The 15875-nt window shown below is 31.6% G+C and carries 14 protein-coding genes and 1 pseudogene; 5 read left to right on the top strand and 10 right to left on the bottom strand.

The features are described from left to right. Window positions 1–86: 86 nt before the first annotated feature. On the top strand, window positions 87–440 hold the full coding sequence (locus ACM6HU_RS16715; protein WP_016113521.1) for a hypothetical protein: 354 nt from the start codon (window positions 87–89) through the stop codon (window positions 438–440). A gap of 261 nt (window positions 441–701) precedes the next feature. Here the strand turns inward: ACM6HU_RS16715 and ACM6HU_RS16710 are convergent, their stop codons facing one another. Further along, a complete protein-coding gene (locus ACM6HU_RS16710) occupies window positions 702–1130 on the bottom strand; it encodes a GNAT family N-acetyltransferase (RefSeq protein ID WP_016113520.1) in 429 nt (142 codons plus the stop codon). Window positions 1131–1511: 381 nt separating this feature from the next. On the opposite strand from ACM6HU_RS16710, the gene ACM6HU_RS16705 reads away from it, so the two are divergent. After that, entirely contained in the window at window positions 1512–2219 is a 708-nt protein-coding gene (locus ACM6HU_RS16705) for an IS6 family transposase (protein ID WP_016113519.1), read from the top strand. A 71-nt stretch (window positions 2220–2290) separates the two neighbouring features. Then, the gene (locus ACM6HU_RS16700) at window positions 2291–2503 is read left to right on the top strand and encodes a hypothetical protein (protein ID WP_229161752.1); all 213 of its coding nucleotides are present in this window, start codon (window positions 2291–2293) and stop codon (window positions 2501–2503) included. 147 nt (window positions 2504–2650) lie between these two features. On the opposite strand, the gene ACM6HU_RS16695 is transcribed toward ACM6HU_RS16700, so the two are convergent. The 4 genes from ACM6HU_RS16695 to ACM6HU_RS16680 form a co-directional block, all read right to left on the bottom strand. Further along, window positions 2651–3265 carry a response regulator transcription factor gene (locus ACM6HU_RS16695; RefSeq protein WP_044880852.1) on the bottom strand — a complete coding sequence of 205 codons (615 nt, stop codon included), beginning with the start codon at window positions 3263–3265 and terminating at the stop codon, window positions 2651–2653. After that, window positions 3234–4823 carry an ATP-binding protein gene (locus ACM6HU_RS16690; protein WP_016113517.1) on the bottom strand — a complete coding sequence of 530 codons (1590 nt, stop codon included), beginning with the start codon at window positions 4821–4823 and terminating at the stop codon, window positions 3234–3236. The genes ACM6HU_RS16695 and ACM6HU_RS16690 overlap by 32 nt, the downstream gene beginning before the upstream one ends. A 78-nt stretch (window positions 4824–4901) precedes the next feature. Continuing rightward, window positions 4902–6872 carry an ABC transporter permease gene (locus ACM6HU_RS16685; protein ID WP_033671299.1) on the bottom strand — a complete coding sequence of 657 codons (1971 nt, stop codon included), beginning with the start codon at window positions 6870–6872 and terminating at the stop codon, window positions 4902–4904. A 23-nt stretch (window positions 6873–6895) separates the two neighbouring features. Further along, window positions 6896–7651 (bottom strand): ABC transporter ATP-binding protein, encoded by a 756-nt coding sequence (locus ACM6HU_RS16680; protein WP_033671298.1) that lies wholly within the window; start codon window positions 7649–7651, stop codon window positions 6896–6898. 334 nt (window positions 7652–7985) lie between these two features. Between ACM6HU_RS16680 and ACM6HU_RS16675 the strand changes: the two are divergent. Both ACM6HU_RS16675 and ACM6HU_RS16670 read left to right on the top strand, forming a co-directional pair. Further along, window positions 7986–8918, top strand: a pseudogene (locus ACM6HU_RS16675) (DNA repair protein); the annotation flags it as partial. Further along, complete coding sequence (locus tag ACM6HU_RS16670) at window positions 8911–9252, top strand: YolD-like family protein (protein ID WP_016113512.1); 342 nt, start codon at window positions 8911–8913, stop codon at window positions 9250–9252. The pseudogene ACM6HU_RS16675 and the gene ACM6HU_RS16670, both read left to right, overlap by 8 nt. Window positions 9253–11006: 1754 nt before the next feature. Here ACM6HU_RS16670 and ACM6HU_RS16665 read toward each other — a convergent pair. The 5 genes from ACM6HU_RS16665 to ACM6HU_RS16645 all read right to left on the bottom strand — a co-directional run bounded on the left by ACM6HU_RS16665 (window position 11007) and on the right by ACM6HU_RS16645 (window position 15296). Next, window positions 11007–11957, bottom strand: a complete 951-nt coding sequence (locus ACM6HU_RS16665) for a nucleoside hydrolase (protein WP_414848323.1) — start codon at window positions 11955–11957, stop codon at window positions 11007–11009. Between the two features lie 276 nt (window positions 11958–12233). Then, window positions 12234–12617: a hypothetical protein gene (locus ACM6HU_RS16660; protein WP_016113510.1), complete on the bottom strand. Its 384-nt coding sequence runs from the start codon at window positions 12615–12617 to the stop codon at window positions 12234–12236. Window positions 12618–13040: 423 nt separating this feature from the next. Beyond that, window positions 13041–13427, bottom strand: coding sequence for a DUF5412 domain-containing protein (locus ACM6HU_RS16655; protein WP_016113508.1), 387 nt, complete (start codon window positions 13425–13427; stop codon window positions 13041–13043). Between the two features lie 55 nt (window positions 13428–13482). Then, window positions 13483–13662 carry a DUF4083 family protein gene (locus ACM6HU_RS16650; protein WP_016113507.1) on the bottom strand — a complete coding sequence of 60 codons (180 nt, stop codon included), beginning with the start codon at window positions 13660–13662 and terminating at the stop codon, window positions 13483–13485. A 683-nt stretch (window positions 13663–14345) separates the two neighbouring features. Continuing rightward, window positions 14346–15296 carry a hypothetical protein gene (locus tag ACM6HU_RS16645; RefSeq protein ID WP_016113505.1) on the bottom strand — a complete coding sequence of 317 codons (951 nt, stop codon included), beginning with the start codon at window positions 15294–15296 and terminating at the stop codon, window positions 14346–14348. Window positions 15297–15875 lie beyond the last annotated feature (579 nt).

Here is a 15875-nt window from a genome sequence, read left to right as displayed (position 1 = left end):
ATTGACTATAGAGATACAAAATTTCGTTTAGGGGGCATTATAAAATTTTAACTTGATAGCGATGTGGTGCTACCCCTTATGGAGAAATGCTAGTATTTGGCGCTTGTGCATTGCTTTGTCTTGCTCTTGTACAAAAATGGGGGCGTATTTTTCCTAAGTGGGTACCGTTTGTTGCTGGGAAAAAAGTTCCTCGATTCATTCTAATCACCGGAGGTTGGGTTGCTGCATCTATGACAGTTTCAATGGGGTTTTTGGCGATATTTGGATCTCTTTTGGAGGTATTAGGTTTTTCGAATGGACCAATGTCTTTCGATGACCAAGGTTTGTTGGTATCTATAGTATATGGAGGATGGTTGTTGCTGGGTATCACAATCACTGGAGCTACCTGGAATTATCAGAAGCAAACTAGAGGTAAATGTGTAAAATGTGGGAAACTTTAAATAATGATTTATAGATATTATAAAAGGATCTTCAAATGAAGATCCTTTTTCATTGCTGATAACATCGCTTATGTTGACTACATCCCCATTTGAGGCCTTCTTTAACTAAACCAGCTAATAGAAACAAGTCGTTATTTAATTAAAGGGCTGTTAAGTGACAATAAAGTCCTTTAAAAAATAATAAAGTTGTTTAATTCTTATTGGACTAACGCGGCAGTTTAGTGCAAAAATCAAAGGTAAAGGAGGACCTCTACCTTTACCTTATTTTAACTTTAGCTGTAGTATAGGGTATGGACGTCCAGAAGAATCTGTTTCCGTTTCACTTACTATAAAAAAGCCATTATTTATATAGAATTTAGTTGCACTCTTATTGTCTTTATTTACATCAACTGTCGTAATATCAAAGTCTTTAATTAAAGAATAAATAATAGCTTTACCGTATCCTTTACCTGTTTTATTTGGTTTTAAGAATAACATTTCTAAGTGTTGTTTATTTACAGCAGAAAAGCCAATTAAATCATCTTTTTCATACCATAACTGGATATTAAGATGTTGGAAATACGAGGGTATTTCTTTTTTAATCTCTTCTCTATCGGTATCTGTTAAAAAGTGATGAGTAGCTAAAACCGACTCTTCCCAAATGTTCAAAATTGTAACATAATCTTTCTGATTTGCTTTTCTATATATCATGAATATCTCTCCTTTAGTTTTAAATTATCAACTCCTTCCCAATAAGTAATTTATGATTTTCATGTTATATAGCCATGAACTTATATTGTTCATTAATAAAACCTCCAATAAACATTTAATTAATTATTCTATAAGATCTTTATTATTTATTCAACAAACGGGGGCTTTAGTTGAAGAAGAATTAAACAACTTTATTATTGATTTTTGAGTGCAAACACCTTTAAATGGGTTCTGTTGCAAAGTTGCTTAACAGATAAAAAATCAGGCTGATTACAGATGGACTTTATACGGTTCTGGTGCGAAAACTTCAAGATAATTGCAAGTAATCTCTAAATCTTGAACATACTGATACTATTACTCTAAAAAAGGTGCGTGATCAGTATGGAAAAGCGAAATTTATTCAAGTGGAAGCATTATCATCATGATATTATTTTGCAAACAGTAAGATGGTACCTACGGTACAACTTGAGCTTTCGTGATTTGGTGGAAATGATGGCGGAACGGGGCATAATCGTTGCTCATACAACGATTATGCGTTGGGTTCATCAGTATGGTCCTGAATTAGACAAAAGAATCCGTCGTCATCTCAAGCAAACCAATGATTCTTGGAGAGTCGATGAAACATATATCAAAGTAAAAAGTCAATGGATGTACCTGTATCGTGCTGTCGATTCGAAAGGAAGTACCATCGATTTTTATCTAAGCAAAGCAAGAAACCACAAGGCTGCAAAGCGATTCTTCAAGAAAGCTTTGCAGTCTTTTCATATTTCTGAGCCTCGTGTCGTGACAGTCGATAAGAATCCAGCTTACCCTATAGCAGTTGAAGAATTGAGAAAAGAAAAAAAGATGCCATTAGGCATCCAACTAAGGCAAGTGAAATATCTCAATAACATAGTGGAACAAGATCATCGGTTTATTAAAAAGCGAGTTCGTTCGATGTTAGGATTGAAATCCTTTCGCACAGCTACATCCATTATTTCTGGAATAGAAGCTATGCATATGGTGAAAAAAGGGCAACTTGTTTTACTGGACAAGTCTGTCCAAAATCAAGTGGAGTTCATCCATCAACTATTTGGAATTGCTGCTTAAGACTAGATTCCACTAGGAAACTTTTCGCCTCTTTATATCTTTCCTAAGTATTTGCACCAGAACCAACAAAGATGACTAATCTACAGAAAAAATTAGAACTAGAGACATCTAGAAGTCGGGTGTTTATAAACGAATATGAGGAACAAAAGAAGGAGAATGAAAAACTTTTGTACAAATATTTGAAATTATTAAGAGCGCTTCATGTTCGGGGGATAAAGGTTAATGAATTACTAGATGACCAAGTTAATAATGGGATCAGTACTTTAGAAGAAAATAAAAAGTAGTACTATAAATCCAATAAGAAGGCCTGCCGACAAAATTCGGATATTGTATACTTAATCTATAAAGCAACGCGAGCGTGACTTTCATCTTTGTGATTGTCACGCTCCGTTTTTCTTTTTGCTTAAAGCTATTAGTTTAATGAACTATTTTTAATAATTAGGCTGAATATATCCTAATTTTATTCCTTTGGTTACTGCTTCTAATGAGGATGAAACATCCAACTTATCAAATATGTGTTGAATATGATTGGAAATTGTACGTTCACTAGCATATAACATAGAAGCAATTTCTTTACGCTTATAGCCATCGCATAGTAATTGTAAAATTTGTTTTTCGCTATTGGTCAATTCCTCTACATTGTCCGTAGATATTGGAAAATGGCACGCGCCCCTATTAATTTCATTTAATATTTGTAATAATGCTCCTGGTAAAATATTTTTATTAATAAAACCACTTACACCTAGTTTTTGAGCTTCATACTGGTAAACAGGTAAATCATAGCCTGTTAATATAACTATTTTCGTATCACACTTACTATTTAAAATAATTTTTGCTACCTCTAAGCCATCTTCACTACTGATGTTACTTAAATTAATATCTAATAAAGTAATGTCTGGTTTAAACTCATTGATAATTGTAATGACATTTTCAACATTTTGTAATGAATGGAATTGGTCTATTTCAGGATAATCCTCCAAGGCTATCTCCAAGCTTTTTGCAAACAAAGCATGATCATCTATTAATAAAATATTCATAGGAATCATCTCCTTTCATGGGAATAAGAATAGTAACGCATAAACCAGAAGGATTGCACTCTGAAATTGTCATTTTACCGTTTAATAAAAATAGCTGTTCTTTAATCGAATTCAATCCCCTATGGCCATTAAGAACGCCTGTTTCAGTAGCCATCAGGCCTTTACCATTATCTTTTACTATAAGTTCTATTTCGCCATTTTCTTGTGTCAAACTCAAAACTAGCTTTGAGCATTTCGAATGTTTGAATGCATTCGTTACCAATTCTTTTAAAATTCGATATATAACAAGATGATAGGGTTCAACTAAAAATAAATTTTCTTTACACTCAAAAGATATATCAATATTTTTCATTCCATATTTTTGCTGTATCATCTCAAGCAAATTGCTATAATTTTCTTTTAATGTGAGTGTTTTTAATAGGGTTGGATGGTACTCTTGCATTTGTACGCGTATTGACTGGTTTAAATTGCCCAGTGTTTCTACTATCATTTCATGAATTTCTTCTTTGTTAGATTTATTCATCATATTTTTAACAGCTAATATATCTTGTAATACTTCATCGTGTAAATAATCAGAAAAATCTCTTTTTATTTTTTCCTCTTTGGCTATCTGTACGAGATTATGAACGTAAGAGCTCTCTGGCAAGGTCTTTAGTTCTTCTGTATCCAAATTTAAGATAGTATTTTTTGTGTCTTGAAATAATAACGTGAAATAAAGCTGAACAAACCAAAAAACTGTATGTATAATGATGAAATAGGTAATCATATTAAATCTAAACAATACCCCAAGCGAACTAAGAAAAATAAGAAAACATAAAAACATTAAGCCCATTTTACCTTCTTTTAAGAGAAAATATTGCCTCATAGATATATGGTTTTTAAAAGCTATTGCATGAATACTAAATAGGGGTAACAGGATCACGATATACCACCCTAAATTACTTAAATATTCTGGGCTCTCCGCAAATAACATAGCATATACAATAAAGGGAAAAATAAGAATAGTAACAGATTTGAATAAATGCTTTTTTTCACTTTTAAAGACAAATTTAATTCGTTTTCGATGCTGCAGGAACAGAAAAATAATACAACTAAAACTAAAAATCCATTGACATGAAAATAGAATGGCAAATATTCTATCGTTTATCAAGTTCGCAACCAATGTTAATAAACATGTAATCTGTAAAATCCAATCTTTTTCTTTTTTATAAGTATAGATAGAATCTTGGAAAAAGAACAGGAGCAAAAATTGTACTATCTTATATAGAATCACTACACTAAGTAGCATACTTAGTGTATGAAAAATTTTCCCCTCATTAAGTGTAAGTAAAAACTGCCATGAAGCAAAAAGTAGCAAATTAGAAAATTGTGATAGCGTGTTATTGTTTTTTATGTTTACAAAACTGATGTATGCCCCATAAATGGACATTATCGTTATAAGCATTAATGGGAGTAACTTTGCTGTTCCTATAATATTGTTCTGCAAAAATTCGTAACATAAAAAAATAATCATACAAAGTTGATTAATTAAAATAAAAATTTGTTTTTGCTCATAGTACTTTTTCATAAACTCACTTACCTTTACTAGATTAAATACAGATAAAGCTGATGTTTGTTGACTATCATCAGCTTTATCTGTAGATTTTCACTTTTTATCGTTAAATATGATTTTATAACATGCTCTTTTTGTTAACAAATAATAAATGATATACACCACAGTAAAAATAATTACTGCAAAAAGAATAGGTAATATAAAGGCACTGCTTTTTCCTAATAAGTCATCCATTAAAGCCGTTTTGTAGGCTATCAGTGCAAAAATACTATGTGCTAACCCTAATACGTAAGGAATGCTAAATAACGTAAAAACTTCTTTACTTATTATTCTTTTTATCTTTTTCTTGTTATACCCCATTCTTTTTAAAATTATAAATTCGTTTTTGTTTGACATCATGCTCGAAAGGTTATCGAAATAGAGAATACTACCTGTTGCAATAAAGAAGATGATAGTAACAAAACTAATGAGCAAGAATGTTGAGCTATTCTGCTGAATAATGTAATCATTTTTTTGGTAACTACTTGTAAAATAAATATTATTTTTAAATAGTGGAGCTAAGTTTTCATAAACTTGCTTGTTATCCCTCATATCTGCTCCATTAAAGCTCATCATAGGCTTTTCTGTAAGCCCTAAGTTTTTTATTTCTTTGTAAAGTTGATCTGAAATAATAAGGGTTCCTACACTATTTGCAAATCCAATTGGATTAAGTAATGTGGTGTCTTTTACTTTTATATCCACGTTATTTGTAGGTGTTAAGTTCAAAGTATGTATTTTCCCTTTATCTAGCTTTTCTTTTTCAGGTCGATATTTTACTAAGATACTTTCATTTTTAGCTAAATTCTCAAAGTCTACATTTTTGCCCTGAATATTTATTAATTCCCTGTAATCCGACTCGGAGATAAGATCAAATCCGTGTTCTTTCTTTATACTATATTCTTTAGGCAAATTGTCAGAAGAGGATGTTCCGTGAATAATAGTCGTTTCTTTGTATTTCATATTTTCTTTACCAACAGTATCTTGTGCAGTTTTAATTGCTTTAGTAGCCAATTCTTTATCTTCCAACGGGAACTCAATAGCTGACGGTACGATACGTTCTGTAGCAGCAACTGGATAGTAAAGCGTCAATATAGTGGAACCGAATATAGCCAAAGTTCCTGCAGCTAATAAAGTTAACAAAATTAAAGTTTTTGCCTTCGAACGGATTTTAAATATAAAGTTTGGAACGATAATAATATTCGATTCCTTATAAAACCATGTTTTCTTTTTCTTCAATTTTTGAATGGCATATGGTAAAAAAGAGTGAATAAAGAAAATTGTCCCTAGTATTACACTTAACATTGTTAAAAGCGCGATTGGTGAAAATCCTATCGTTTTCCACAATGATTTAGTTCCTCTTGTAATATCAATAGCTAAGAAATAACCAATTAAAATCAAGAATAATCCCAGTAACGAGAAAGCTGTATTGATTTTTACCTTCTTTTCTTCCTTTTTTTCCATACGTACCAAAGTCAGTAAGGAACTTTTTCGAAGAATTATCCAGTTTGATAAAAATAAAACAGTCAAAACAGCAAATATAAAAACAAAGGTAAATAGTACCGCATCGGGATTAATAAGTGGCACTTCAGAAGTATCGATTTGTAATTTTAGTACTCTGACTATCACTTCGACAATTCCTTTATGAGTAATAGCACCAAAAGCGATTCCTACAATTAGAGCAGCAAAACAAATTATAATATTTTCAAAGGTTAATAGTTTTAGCATTGTTGACTTTCGATACCCTAAGAGCGAATAAATTCCAAGTTCTTTCATTCTTTTTTTCATAAAGAAAGTATTGGAGTATGACATATAGAATAGTACAAATGTCATAACAAAGATTGCCACCGTTCTCGACATTGTTTCTACTCTACCATCAGACGAAATCTTTTCCATGATAATATCATTCATGGAAAAAGAAATAAAGGAGAAAAACACCATCAGCACAAAAGCTACTGAAACGAAATAGAACGAATAGAAGGAAAAGTTATTCTTCAGATTTTTTTTTGCTATTGTTAATAATCCCACAGTCATGCCTTCCTTTCATACTCTTAGTTATATCGATTTTCATCAATTTTAGAGATTTCCTTTAATATCTCTTCAAAAAATTCTTTTCTATCCTGTTTATTTTTTCTTAATTCTTTTATAATATTCCCATCTTTGAATATTAGGATTCTACTTGAAAAACTTGCTGCATAAGCGTCATGGGTCACCATTAAAATTGTAGTGTGAAGTTCCTCATTTACCTCTCTTAGTTTTTGAAGTAGTTCTGTTGCAGAGTTTGAATCTAGCGCACCTGTCGGTTCATCTGCAAATAAAATACTTGGCTGTTTCGCAATCGCTCTTGCTGCTGCAACCCTTTGTTTTTGCCCTCCAGAAAGTTGACTAGGGTACTTGGATAATTGTTCGAATATCCCAAAACGCTTTGCTAAATTTTCTATTGCCGATTCAATTTCTTTTGGGGATTTTTTTAACAGAGTAAGTGGCACAGCAATATTTTCCTTCACTGTTAAACTATCAAGTAAAAAATACTCTTGAAAAATAAAGCCTAAATGATCTTTCCTAAAATCTGCAGATTTATTATCATTAAGTGTTTTAATATCAACATTATTTATAAAAACATCTCCATCTGTAGGCGTATCAATGGTTGATAGGATATTTAATAAAGTTGTCTTCCCAGATCCAGATGCCCCCATAATGCCAATAAATTCACCCGATTCAATATCAAAAGATACTTTATTCAGTCCAGGTAATTGATTCTTGTTGTAAATCTTTGTTACATTTTTTGCAGATACTAATGCATTCATCATATTTGCTCCTTTCAATCTATCAATATACTAAGTTTATCCTTTGATATATAAAGAAGCATGAGTAAAAAGCGCAACCTTCTACTCATACCCCTGTACTTTGCACCACAAACCTGTCCAGTTTATAAAAATGTCTCCATAAATGACCGTTTTTGTGATAAAAAACAGCTTTAAAACGAAATTTTTCTTTCTACAGTTAATGAATTACGAGAATCTGGCTCACTTTTTTCAGTTTAGGAAGCCACAAATTTATTAACTTGATGGTGATGAGATAGCGCCCCTATTACTAAGAATTTAAATAGTGTATTAAATAAGAAAAAATATTGACAACTGAATAGATGAATTTTTCATGGATATTACGGATAGTATTCATCTGTATGCTAATAATCCTTATGAATTTGCATTGAAATTCAAACGTGAGATTTATGAGCATACACGTATTGAATGTACGATAGGAATTGGTCCTAATCCTTTGATGAGCAAAATTGCTTTAGATGTAGAAGCTAAGAAAACGAAAGACTGCATTGCATACTGGAAGTACGAAGATGTACCCATAAAATTATGGCCCATACGACCATTAAGTAAATTCTAGGGGATTTCACACAAGACAGAACTTAAATTAAACAGAAAAGGTATTCATTCGATAGGAGACTTAGCTGATTATCCTCTTAAATATCTAAAACAAAGTTTTGGTGTCATTGGCGACGAGATGCACTTGCATAGCAACGGAATTGATTTTAGCCGTATTTCAGAAAAATATATGACGGCAACAACTTCTATCGGAAAAAGCCAAATACTCATGCGTGATTACACGATAGAAGAATTTCCGATTATCCTACTGGAACATATCGAGGAAGTTTGTTATCGATTAAGAAGACAAAACAAACTCGCTCAAACAATTCATTTTTCCATTGGTTACAGCAAAAGTTACGCTGGTGGTTTTAGAAAAACACACACTTTAAACCGCCCAACCAATCTAACAATGGATATTTATCATAGTTGTACATACTTTTTACATGAGTTATATACTGGTGAACCAATCAGATCAATTAATGTTTCTTTAACAAACTTAATTAATGAGGGTGAAGAACAAATTTCCCTTTTTGATAACGTAATACAACGTGAAAAAGAAATGAAATTAACGAAGGTAATGGATGAGATACGCACTAAGTTTGGGAAAAACAGCATCTTAAGAGGGATTTCGTATACAAATAGTGCTACAGCAAGATACAGAAACACATTGTTAGGAGGACATAAATGTGAATAACGCTAATATGCCAAAAGGGAGAGGAATGGTCAAGTGGCAAGGATTCGCTGCGATTCCGGAGCAATTCGCTGGTATCAGTCAAATTATTAAAGAAAAGACAAAAGTGGAACGACCGATTTTAACTCAGGAAGAAAAAGAACGTATAGAGAATATATTACTATGTTCCTTGCTTTCTGAAGAAGAAATATTGATTACATATTATGAGGACGGCCATTTGCTTACTAGTTATATGACCGTAACGGATATCGATCCGCTAAATAGTGCTGTAATATGTACAGATGCTTTTTATAGAAAGAATATCCTTAAATTTATTAATATTATTGATGTTAAGTAAGTAAAAGGGGTTCGCTACATCGCTATCCATAAAGCAAAAAAGACATTATCCTTTCTAATCTAGCTTATTTAGAAAGGATAACGTTTTTTGTATTTAAGGGTATTATAAAATCCTTAAGGTGACCTCAAACAGGCGATCTCTACACTTGCTACGTAATACATACTGGATTTATGGAAACATTTCTCAATATTATATTATCGTTATATGCACTATAATATAAGTAATCCTTTTTTTATTTATATTTTGTTATTTCCTGTTGCAAGAATCCTTATGATAAGGATTCTATTTTTTTGCATTAAATTTCTAGAAAGAAAAGAGATAAGATCAGAGAATATAATCTTATCTTCAGCATAAGGAGTAAAACAAAGGGTAATAACCATCTTATTTTTATTATATTATATTTTTTAATATCAAAACCATAGATAACAGTTACATCTATATTGAGAAATTTATTACAAAATTAGTTGTAAATGTTTTTAAAAATGAAAGTAAACTTTTACATATTTGTTTACTTTCACTTCAGAGCGTAACATCACACATCCATCAACTTAATATTTTGAAGTACCCCAAAACAAAAATTTTATCTCACCACAGTTATCTATAAGAATTCAGTTCATTTTTTGTTTTAGGGAACAATTAATTTCCAATACATGTCTTAATGCGAAAATGTGATATTTCGTGACCTTACCCTCCATATGCAATATTACATATAAAAATATATTGATGTAAATGTAAGCGCTTACTATAATAAAAGCATAAAGATAAATCACATCTTAGCAACAACAAAAGAGGAGGAAATAATATGACAATCGCAATGACAGTTTTAAAATTTGTAGGTGGAGCACTTCCATTCGTTCAAGAACTTTTAAAAGCATTCATGTAAGCTCACTATTTAGCAACTACTTATAAAAATTATCATACCTTATTACGAAAAAAGAGGAGGAAATAACATGGCAATCGCAATGACAGTTTTAAAATTTGTGGGTGGAGCACTTCCATTCGTTCAAGAACTTTTAAAAGCATTCATGTAAGCTCACTATTTAGCAACTACTTATAAAAATTATCATACCTTATTACGAAAAAAGAGGAGGAAATAACATGGCAATCGCAATGACAGTTTTAAAATTTGTGGGTGGAGCACTTCCATTCGTTCAAGAACTTTTAAAAGCATTCATGTAAGCTCACTATTTAGCAACTACTTATAAAAATTATCATACCTTATTACGAAAAAAGAGGAGGAAATAATATGGCAATCGCAATGGCAGTTTTATCATTCTTAGGTGGAATCATCCCATTAGTAGGAGAGCTTTTAAAAGCAGTAATGTAAGTTCATTATTCCGCAATTATTTATAAAAATTATCATACAAATGATCTGTATTTCAAAGATGAATTGATGTGCAGATCATTTGTGTGAGCAAAGTCCCTTTGGCATTTTTAAGGGACTTTTTTAAATTTCTACATACTTGAAGTTCCGTCACATCAACATCAAGTTAAAGCACTTTTAAAACATTAAAAAGTGCTTTTTATTTATTATAAATATGAATGTAAACTTTTAAATATTAGTTTACATTCATTTTGTTGATTTCATTGGGTTTATTTCACTTCATCTATTTTCTTCAAAAACACTAGCAAAAGTATACATTCAAAACATGATGAATAAAGATATTAGAACACCCGTGATCAAAAAAGAAAAAGCTAGATTCATGCTAGCTTTTTTACATAATTTCCGTTATCTGAAGTTTACTTAGGATACGCTACAGTCTCTTCCTTAAGAATGTTTCCATGATATCTCTCTTAAAACTTTCGTAATTGAACTGAAAAGCGACATTATGTGTTTTATAACCCGGATTTGTCACAAAACGAAAATCTGCAATACTTTGACCAAATCCTTCTCCTTGATCGGGAATTACTTTGATGGGTACTTTTGAAAGGAGAACTGCATCTGGGTTCAACAAATACCAGATTGTTACAAAATCATGCATAGGACTTCCCCTTATACCAGGGTTCGATTTAGAGTAGAAATTATAGTAGTAGTCTAACATGGGCTTGATGATAAGCCCTGCAAGGTCCTGTGTATTACGGTGAAACGCGTCGATTTGTTGGACCATTTCGGGTGTAACAATCGCGTGTTGGGTGACGTTTAACGGAATAATTGTCAAATTCTTTGCATGCTGCAGAATTAAGTTTGCTGCATAAGGGTCTGTATAAAAGTTAGCTTCAGCCACAGCAGTCACGTTTCCAGGATAAAAAAAAGCTCCGCCCATACAAATGTATTCATTCACGTTCCGCATTGTTTCTAAATTTAGGACAAATGCCGTCGCCAACGAAGAGAGCCTTCCCAAATTAATAATTATGAGGTCATCTAAATTAGAATCTATAATCCGATAAATATCATTGATAGGGTAAGTCGGATAAGAAATCTCAGGCGGGATGATAGGTCCTAATCCCACTTTCCCATGTACTTCAGGAAAATACTGGACCAATATGCCTGTTAAAGGTACAGAAGCACCCAAAAATACAGGTATCTCTTCCTTTCCCCCAATATACTTTAAATAGTTGATATTTCTTATAGCATTCTCTCTTGATACATTTCCATAATCAGCTACAATCCCTACAAGTTGGATATCTTTACGGAAAAAGGTATACAGAACAGCAAAGGCATCATCAATTCCTAAATCTGTAAACAGAAGAACTTTTTTTGGCATATATCTTCCCCCAAAAGCAATAGAATCATAATTTCATTGAGCCTGTACTATATATATTTCATGTGTTCCTGAATAGTACGTTCTGGTTATCAGTCACTGCATATATCCTATATGTTTTTACGCCTAAAAAATATTTTTGTTTTGTATATCCTCTACATGTGAAGTTAACATAACACCACTTATCAGTAGTCACTGTATCTAGAAAAAACCCCTTCAATTTACTTGCTGAAGGGGTTTCGTATTTACATAATTATCGTTATCAGAAGTTGATAAACATCAATTTATTCGTCTTATGAAATAGAAAACTAAGGAAGACAAAGTAATTGGAATAGATTTAATAAAATACATTATAGAATAAGATACATATCCTCCAGATAATCCGATGCCCATTAAATATGCATAGGAAAAACCTAATAATATAAACACGGGAATCCCAATACTTAATTTATAACATCTTTTTATTTTTCTATAAGAGAACTCTCCTAGTAGACAGCCTATAAGTACAGGTATACTCCCATACATAATGTAAAGAATAGCCATCGACCAGGGTGAACCCCAATCTGATTCCATACCCTCAGAGTTAATTATAAATTGCAAACTAGGTGTAAATATAGAAAAAAATATGAGACATACTAAATAACTAACTATAAACTTTTTCATTTCTATCCCCCATATAATTCATAATGATATCTTCATTGTATGACAATTACCCTTACCTAATATGAATAAAATGTAATATGTATATTGTATTCATGTGAGGTTAACATAACGTCTTATTATCGGGATTCAAGGTGTTTAGAAGACTATTAAAAGCCCTCCAGATTGTTTAACTGGAGGACTTTCGTGTTCACATAATTCTTGTTATCCGTAGTTAGGTTTCTTTAGTTGAATGGGAATGTTTTGATCCAGTAGAAGAATGCAAAACCTCCAGCTACAAATAAAGCAGCTAAAATGAATGCTATTAGAGGTATTTTATTTTTCATACTTTTTCCTCCAATGATTTAATCTTAAGCTAATTTAGTTAATATAACATGAGTTATCGGGAGTCAATGTATTTAGGAACCTACTAAAAACTGTTCCTAGTTAATCGTTTCTGAAATCGTATATCTCTTCAGGAACATTTAATGTATGTCCGTTAATGATTACTGTATCATTGTCCTGCCAGACAATCTTTGCCGTATTCTCTCGGTAATTCCAATACACATTCTTCGTTTTGAAAAATTTGCGATGATTAAATACTAGCTCTCCTCTAACAGCAAAACTCGTTGTCGCTCCGCCGCTTGTTACGTAAGCTTTAAATGTATATGTTCCGTCAGGAGATTGTTTTTCAGCAATCTTTTCACCTGTCGGTAATCGATCCATACTGAAAAACGCCCAATATACTCCGTATACGAACAAACCAACTATACAAAATAATATAATTAACACTTTTCGTTTGGTTTTCTTAATTTCTTTCTCTGCAAAATTCATGTATTAGCTCCTATTAATGACTTTCATTGCAAACCCTTCCTGTTTGGAGGGAGGGTCAATCTTTGTTTTGTTTTTCTAACAGTTGAATAACCCTATCTAACTTTTGCTCAACTGGATCTTGCTTTTTGCGATTGCTGGTATGCCGAATTATACGTATAATCCCCCCAAACAGTGCACCGATGATCACTAAAATAATAGCAACTCCTATGTAATAAATAGAATTTTCTAAAGGCATTATTTAGAACCTCCTTTTTCCCTATTTTCCCATTTAAAAGAAGTGATATGTTGTTTGATTTTGGTTGTATATTCTATACATGTTAGGTTAACATAACGTCTCATTATTGGTAGTATCCAAAAAATCCCTCAGGCAAGCCAAGAGACCACTTATTTACACAAAAATATTGACGATACAGATTTAATTTTTGATAACTATATATATTATTATTATGGTTATAATTATTCCTATAAAAAACATATTAGTTGGGAGGAATTTTAATAACCAAAAAGCAGTCATAATTGTTGCTACTAAAAGAAATGGTAACCATTCTTCATGTGTGAATTCTTTTTTGTTAGATAAAACAATTATATACCCTATTAATGGTAGTATTAAACATATTGTATATAAAAATTTATCTTGTAAATACCACGGTCTATTTTCCATATCTTTCTCCAATATACTTTTAATTACATTTTATGTTTATAATAAATTTTAATCAAGGGGTACCGCCCATTGTCATCAAGCTAAAGCGAAATTGTATCTATAAAACGAAAAAAACGTTATTCCTTCTAAAAATGCTAGATTAGAAAGGATGGCGTTTTCTTGTATTTGAAGGTATTAAAATTTCTTAAGTTAAGGCATGTATGGTGATCCTATATGGATGAGATAATAAAAAAGCTAGCATTTTGCTAGCTTTCACATTATTTTGAAGTAAGTGCAACTAAAACATCTACTGGATAATCAACTGAGTTTTTCACTTTATATTCTGTCGGACTTGTAAAATCCTTACCAAGCTGACCAAAAAGATTATCCCAAATACCATTTTGGTCAGACATCCATTTTTGTAATTTTCCCCCTGGAATAACTGAATATGTTGCTACCTGTTGATATAATGCAGTTCTATATTGATCATATGCATAATCAGTAGGCTTTGGATTAAAATCAAATGTTTTTGTAACGGTACTTTCTGAATTTAGAGTAACACCATAACCAAAACTTGCAGTTAATGATTGATTTACTTTTGCAATCCCCTCAAGACCCACTTCCATCCCAATTGTATAAGATAACCCTACAGTTACATTATGTGAAACACCACTTGTAACCGCTTTGCTCCAATGATAACCTGAATTTTTATCTACTACATTTGAATCAATCAATTTCCAATTTACTTCTTTTTTTAATTTAGTATCTTCTAAAATTGGATCATTTTTAGGAATTGCTATTGTATATAATACGTCGCCTTTATTTCCAGTTTTTTCATAACTCTCTCCATCTTTAAGCCAATTACCATCAGCTTTTATAATCTTATATTTATCATTAGCATTACCTGTTATTCCATAAACTCTTGCCCCATTAGACTTAGCAACTTTATCTACATATACATAATCAATTAATTTTCCATCTTCTGTAGACACATGCCATTCATTAGGAAATTCTTCATAAGGACCTGTAGGAATGTAAGGAAGTTGCGTACCATTTTTAGCAACCTGAGCTGCTGTCATAGGTGCTTTTCCTTCTTGAGAACTGATTACCACTGGAAGATTTCCTACTTTCGTAGAAGTGTCAGTAGCCGCAGAAGAAAATCCTGGTGCTACAAATAAAGCTGTACTTAACACAAATGCTGCTGGAATTATTTTTTTTATACGATTCATGATATATCTCCTATTCTTTTAGTGTTTCTATAAGATTACAAAAATGAAATTATACTGTACATTGCTTATAATTTTACTGTGAAATAAAATTAAATTACCTTTGATATGTTCATCTTATTATAACTATCTTTCAAATTACTTTCATAAATGTTACAAAAGTCTTTCATTGATTTTAAAGGCTTTGAAATTTCTAAAATACACTTATTAAACTCAAATTATAGTATTTACTCCCAGAATGATTCTTGAATCCAAAAGTCGTTTTCGTGATACTTTATGACAAAAGTAACTTTTGCCATGTGTAAATGTATTTGTTGTTGGTGATTCACATATGCATCAAACCATAAGTGAATATATCCAGCTGGAATACGTTGTTCTAACAAGCTTTTCTAAAAATGAAGGAGTAAGATATTTATGTAATTCTTCAGCAAATAATTGTAGTTCACTTTGAATCGAAAGATTCATAAAAAACGTCATCTTTTCTAAACAAGATAGGTAATTAGAAAAGATAACGTTTTTTGTATTTTTGGGTATTAAAATCTCTTAAGTTGATGGGCATGGGGTCTTTTCACGTAATATTTT

This window comes from Bacillus sp. IT-79MI2, from assembly GCF_949768135.1.
Classification (GTDB): domain Bacteria; phylum Bacillota; class Bacilli; order Bacillales; family Bacillaceae_G; genus Bacillus_A; species Bacillus_A pseudomycoides.
Note: the sequence above shows the minus strand (reverse complement) of the source record. Positions and strands in the feature narration are given on the sequence as shown.

What these genes read in the sequence shown, in the direction of transcription:
- ACM6HU_RS16680 (WP_033671298.1), bottom strand. Translation starts at nt 7,651, where the DNA reads ATGAATGCATTAGTATCTGCAAAAAATGTAACAAAGATTTACAACAAG.
- ACM6HU_RS16650 (WP_016113507.1), bottom strand. Translation starts at nt 13,662, where the DNA reads ATGCCTTTAGAAAATTCTATTTATTACATAGGAGTTGCTATTATTTTA.
- ACM6HU_RS16695 (WP_044880852.1), bottom strand. Translation starts at nt 3,265, where the DNA reads ATGATTCCTATGAATATTTTATTAATAGATGATCATGCTTTGTTTGCA.
- ACM6HU_RS16715 (WP_016113521.1), top strand. Translation starts at nt 87, where the DNA reads ATGCTAGTATTTGGCGCTTGTGCATTGCTTTGTCTTGCTCTTGTACAA.
- ACM6HU_RS16665 (WP_414848323.1), bottom strand. Translation starts at nt 11,957, where the DNA reads ATGCCAAAAAAAGTTCTTCTGTTTACAGATTTAGGAATTGATGATGCC.
- ACM6HU_RS16660 (WP_016113510.1), bottom strand. Translation starts at nt 12,617, where the DNA reads ATGAAAAAGTTTATAGTTAGTTATTTAGTATGTCTCATATTTTTTTCT.
- ACM6HU_RS16645 (WP_016113505.1), bottom strand. Translation starts at nt 15,296, where the DNA reads ATGAATCGTATAAAAAAAATAATTCCAGCAGCATTTGTGTTAAGTACA.
- ACM6HU_RS16690 (WP_016113517.1), bottom strand. Translation starts at nt 4,823, where the DNA reads ATGAAAAAGTACTATGAGCAAAAACAAATTTTTATTTTAATTAATCAA.
- ACM6HU_RS16710 (WP_016113520.1), bottom strand. Translation starts at nt 1,130, where the DNA reads ATGATATATAGAAAAGCAAATCAGAAAGATTATGTTACAATTTTGAAC.
- ACM6HU_RS16705 (WP_016113519.1), top strand. Translation starts at nt 1,512, where the DNA reads ATGGAAAAGCGAAATTTATTCAAGTGGAAGCATTATCATCATGATATT.
- ACM6HU_RS16700 (WP_229161752.1), top strand. Translation starts at nt 2,291, where the DNA reads ATGACTAATCTACAGAAAAAATTAGAACTAGAGACATCTAGAAGTCGG.
- ACM6HU_RS16655 (WP_016113508.1), bottom strand. Translation starts at nt 13,427, where the DNA reads ATGAATTTTGCAGAGAAAGAAATTAAGAAAACCAAACGAAAAGTGTTA.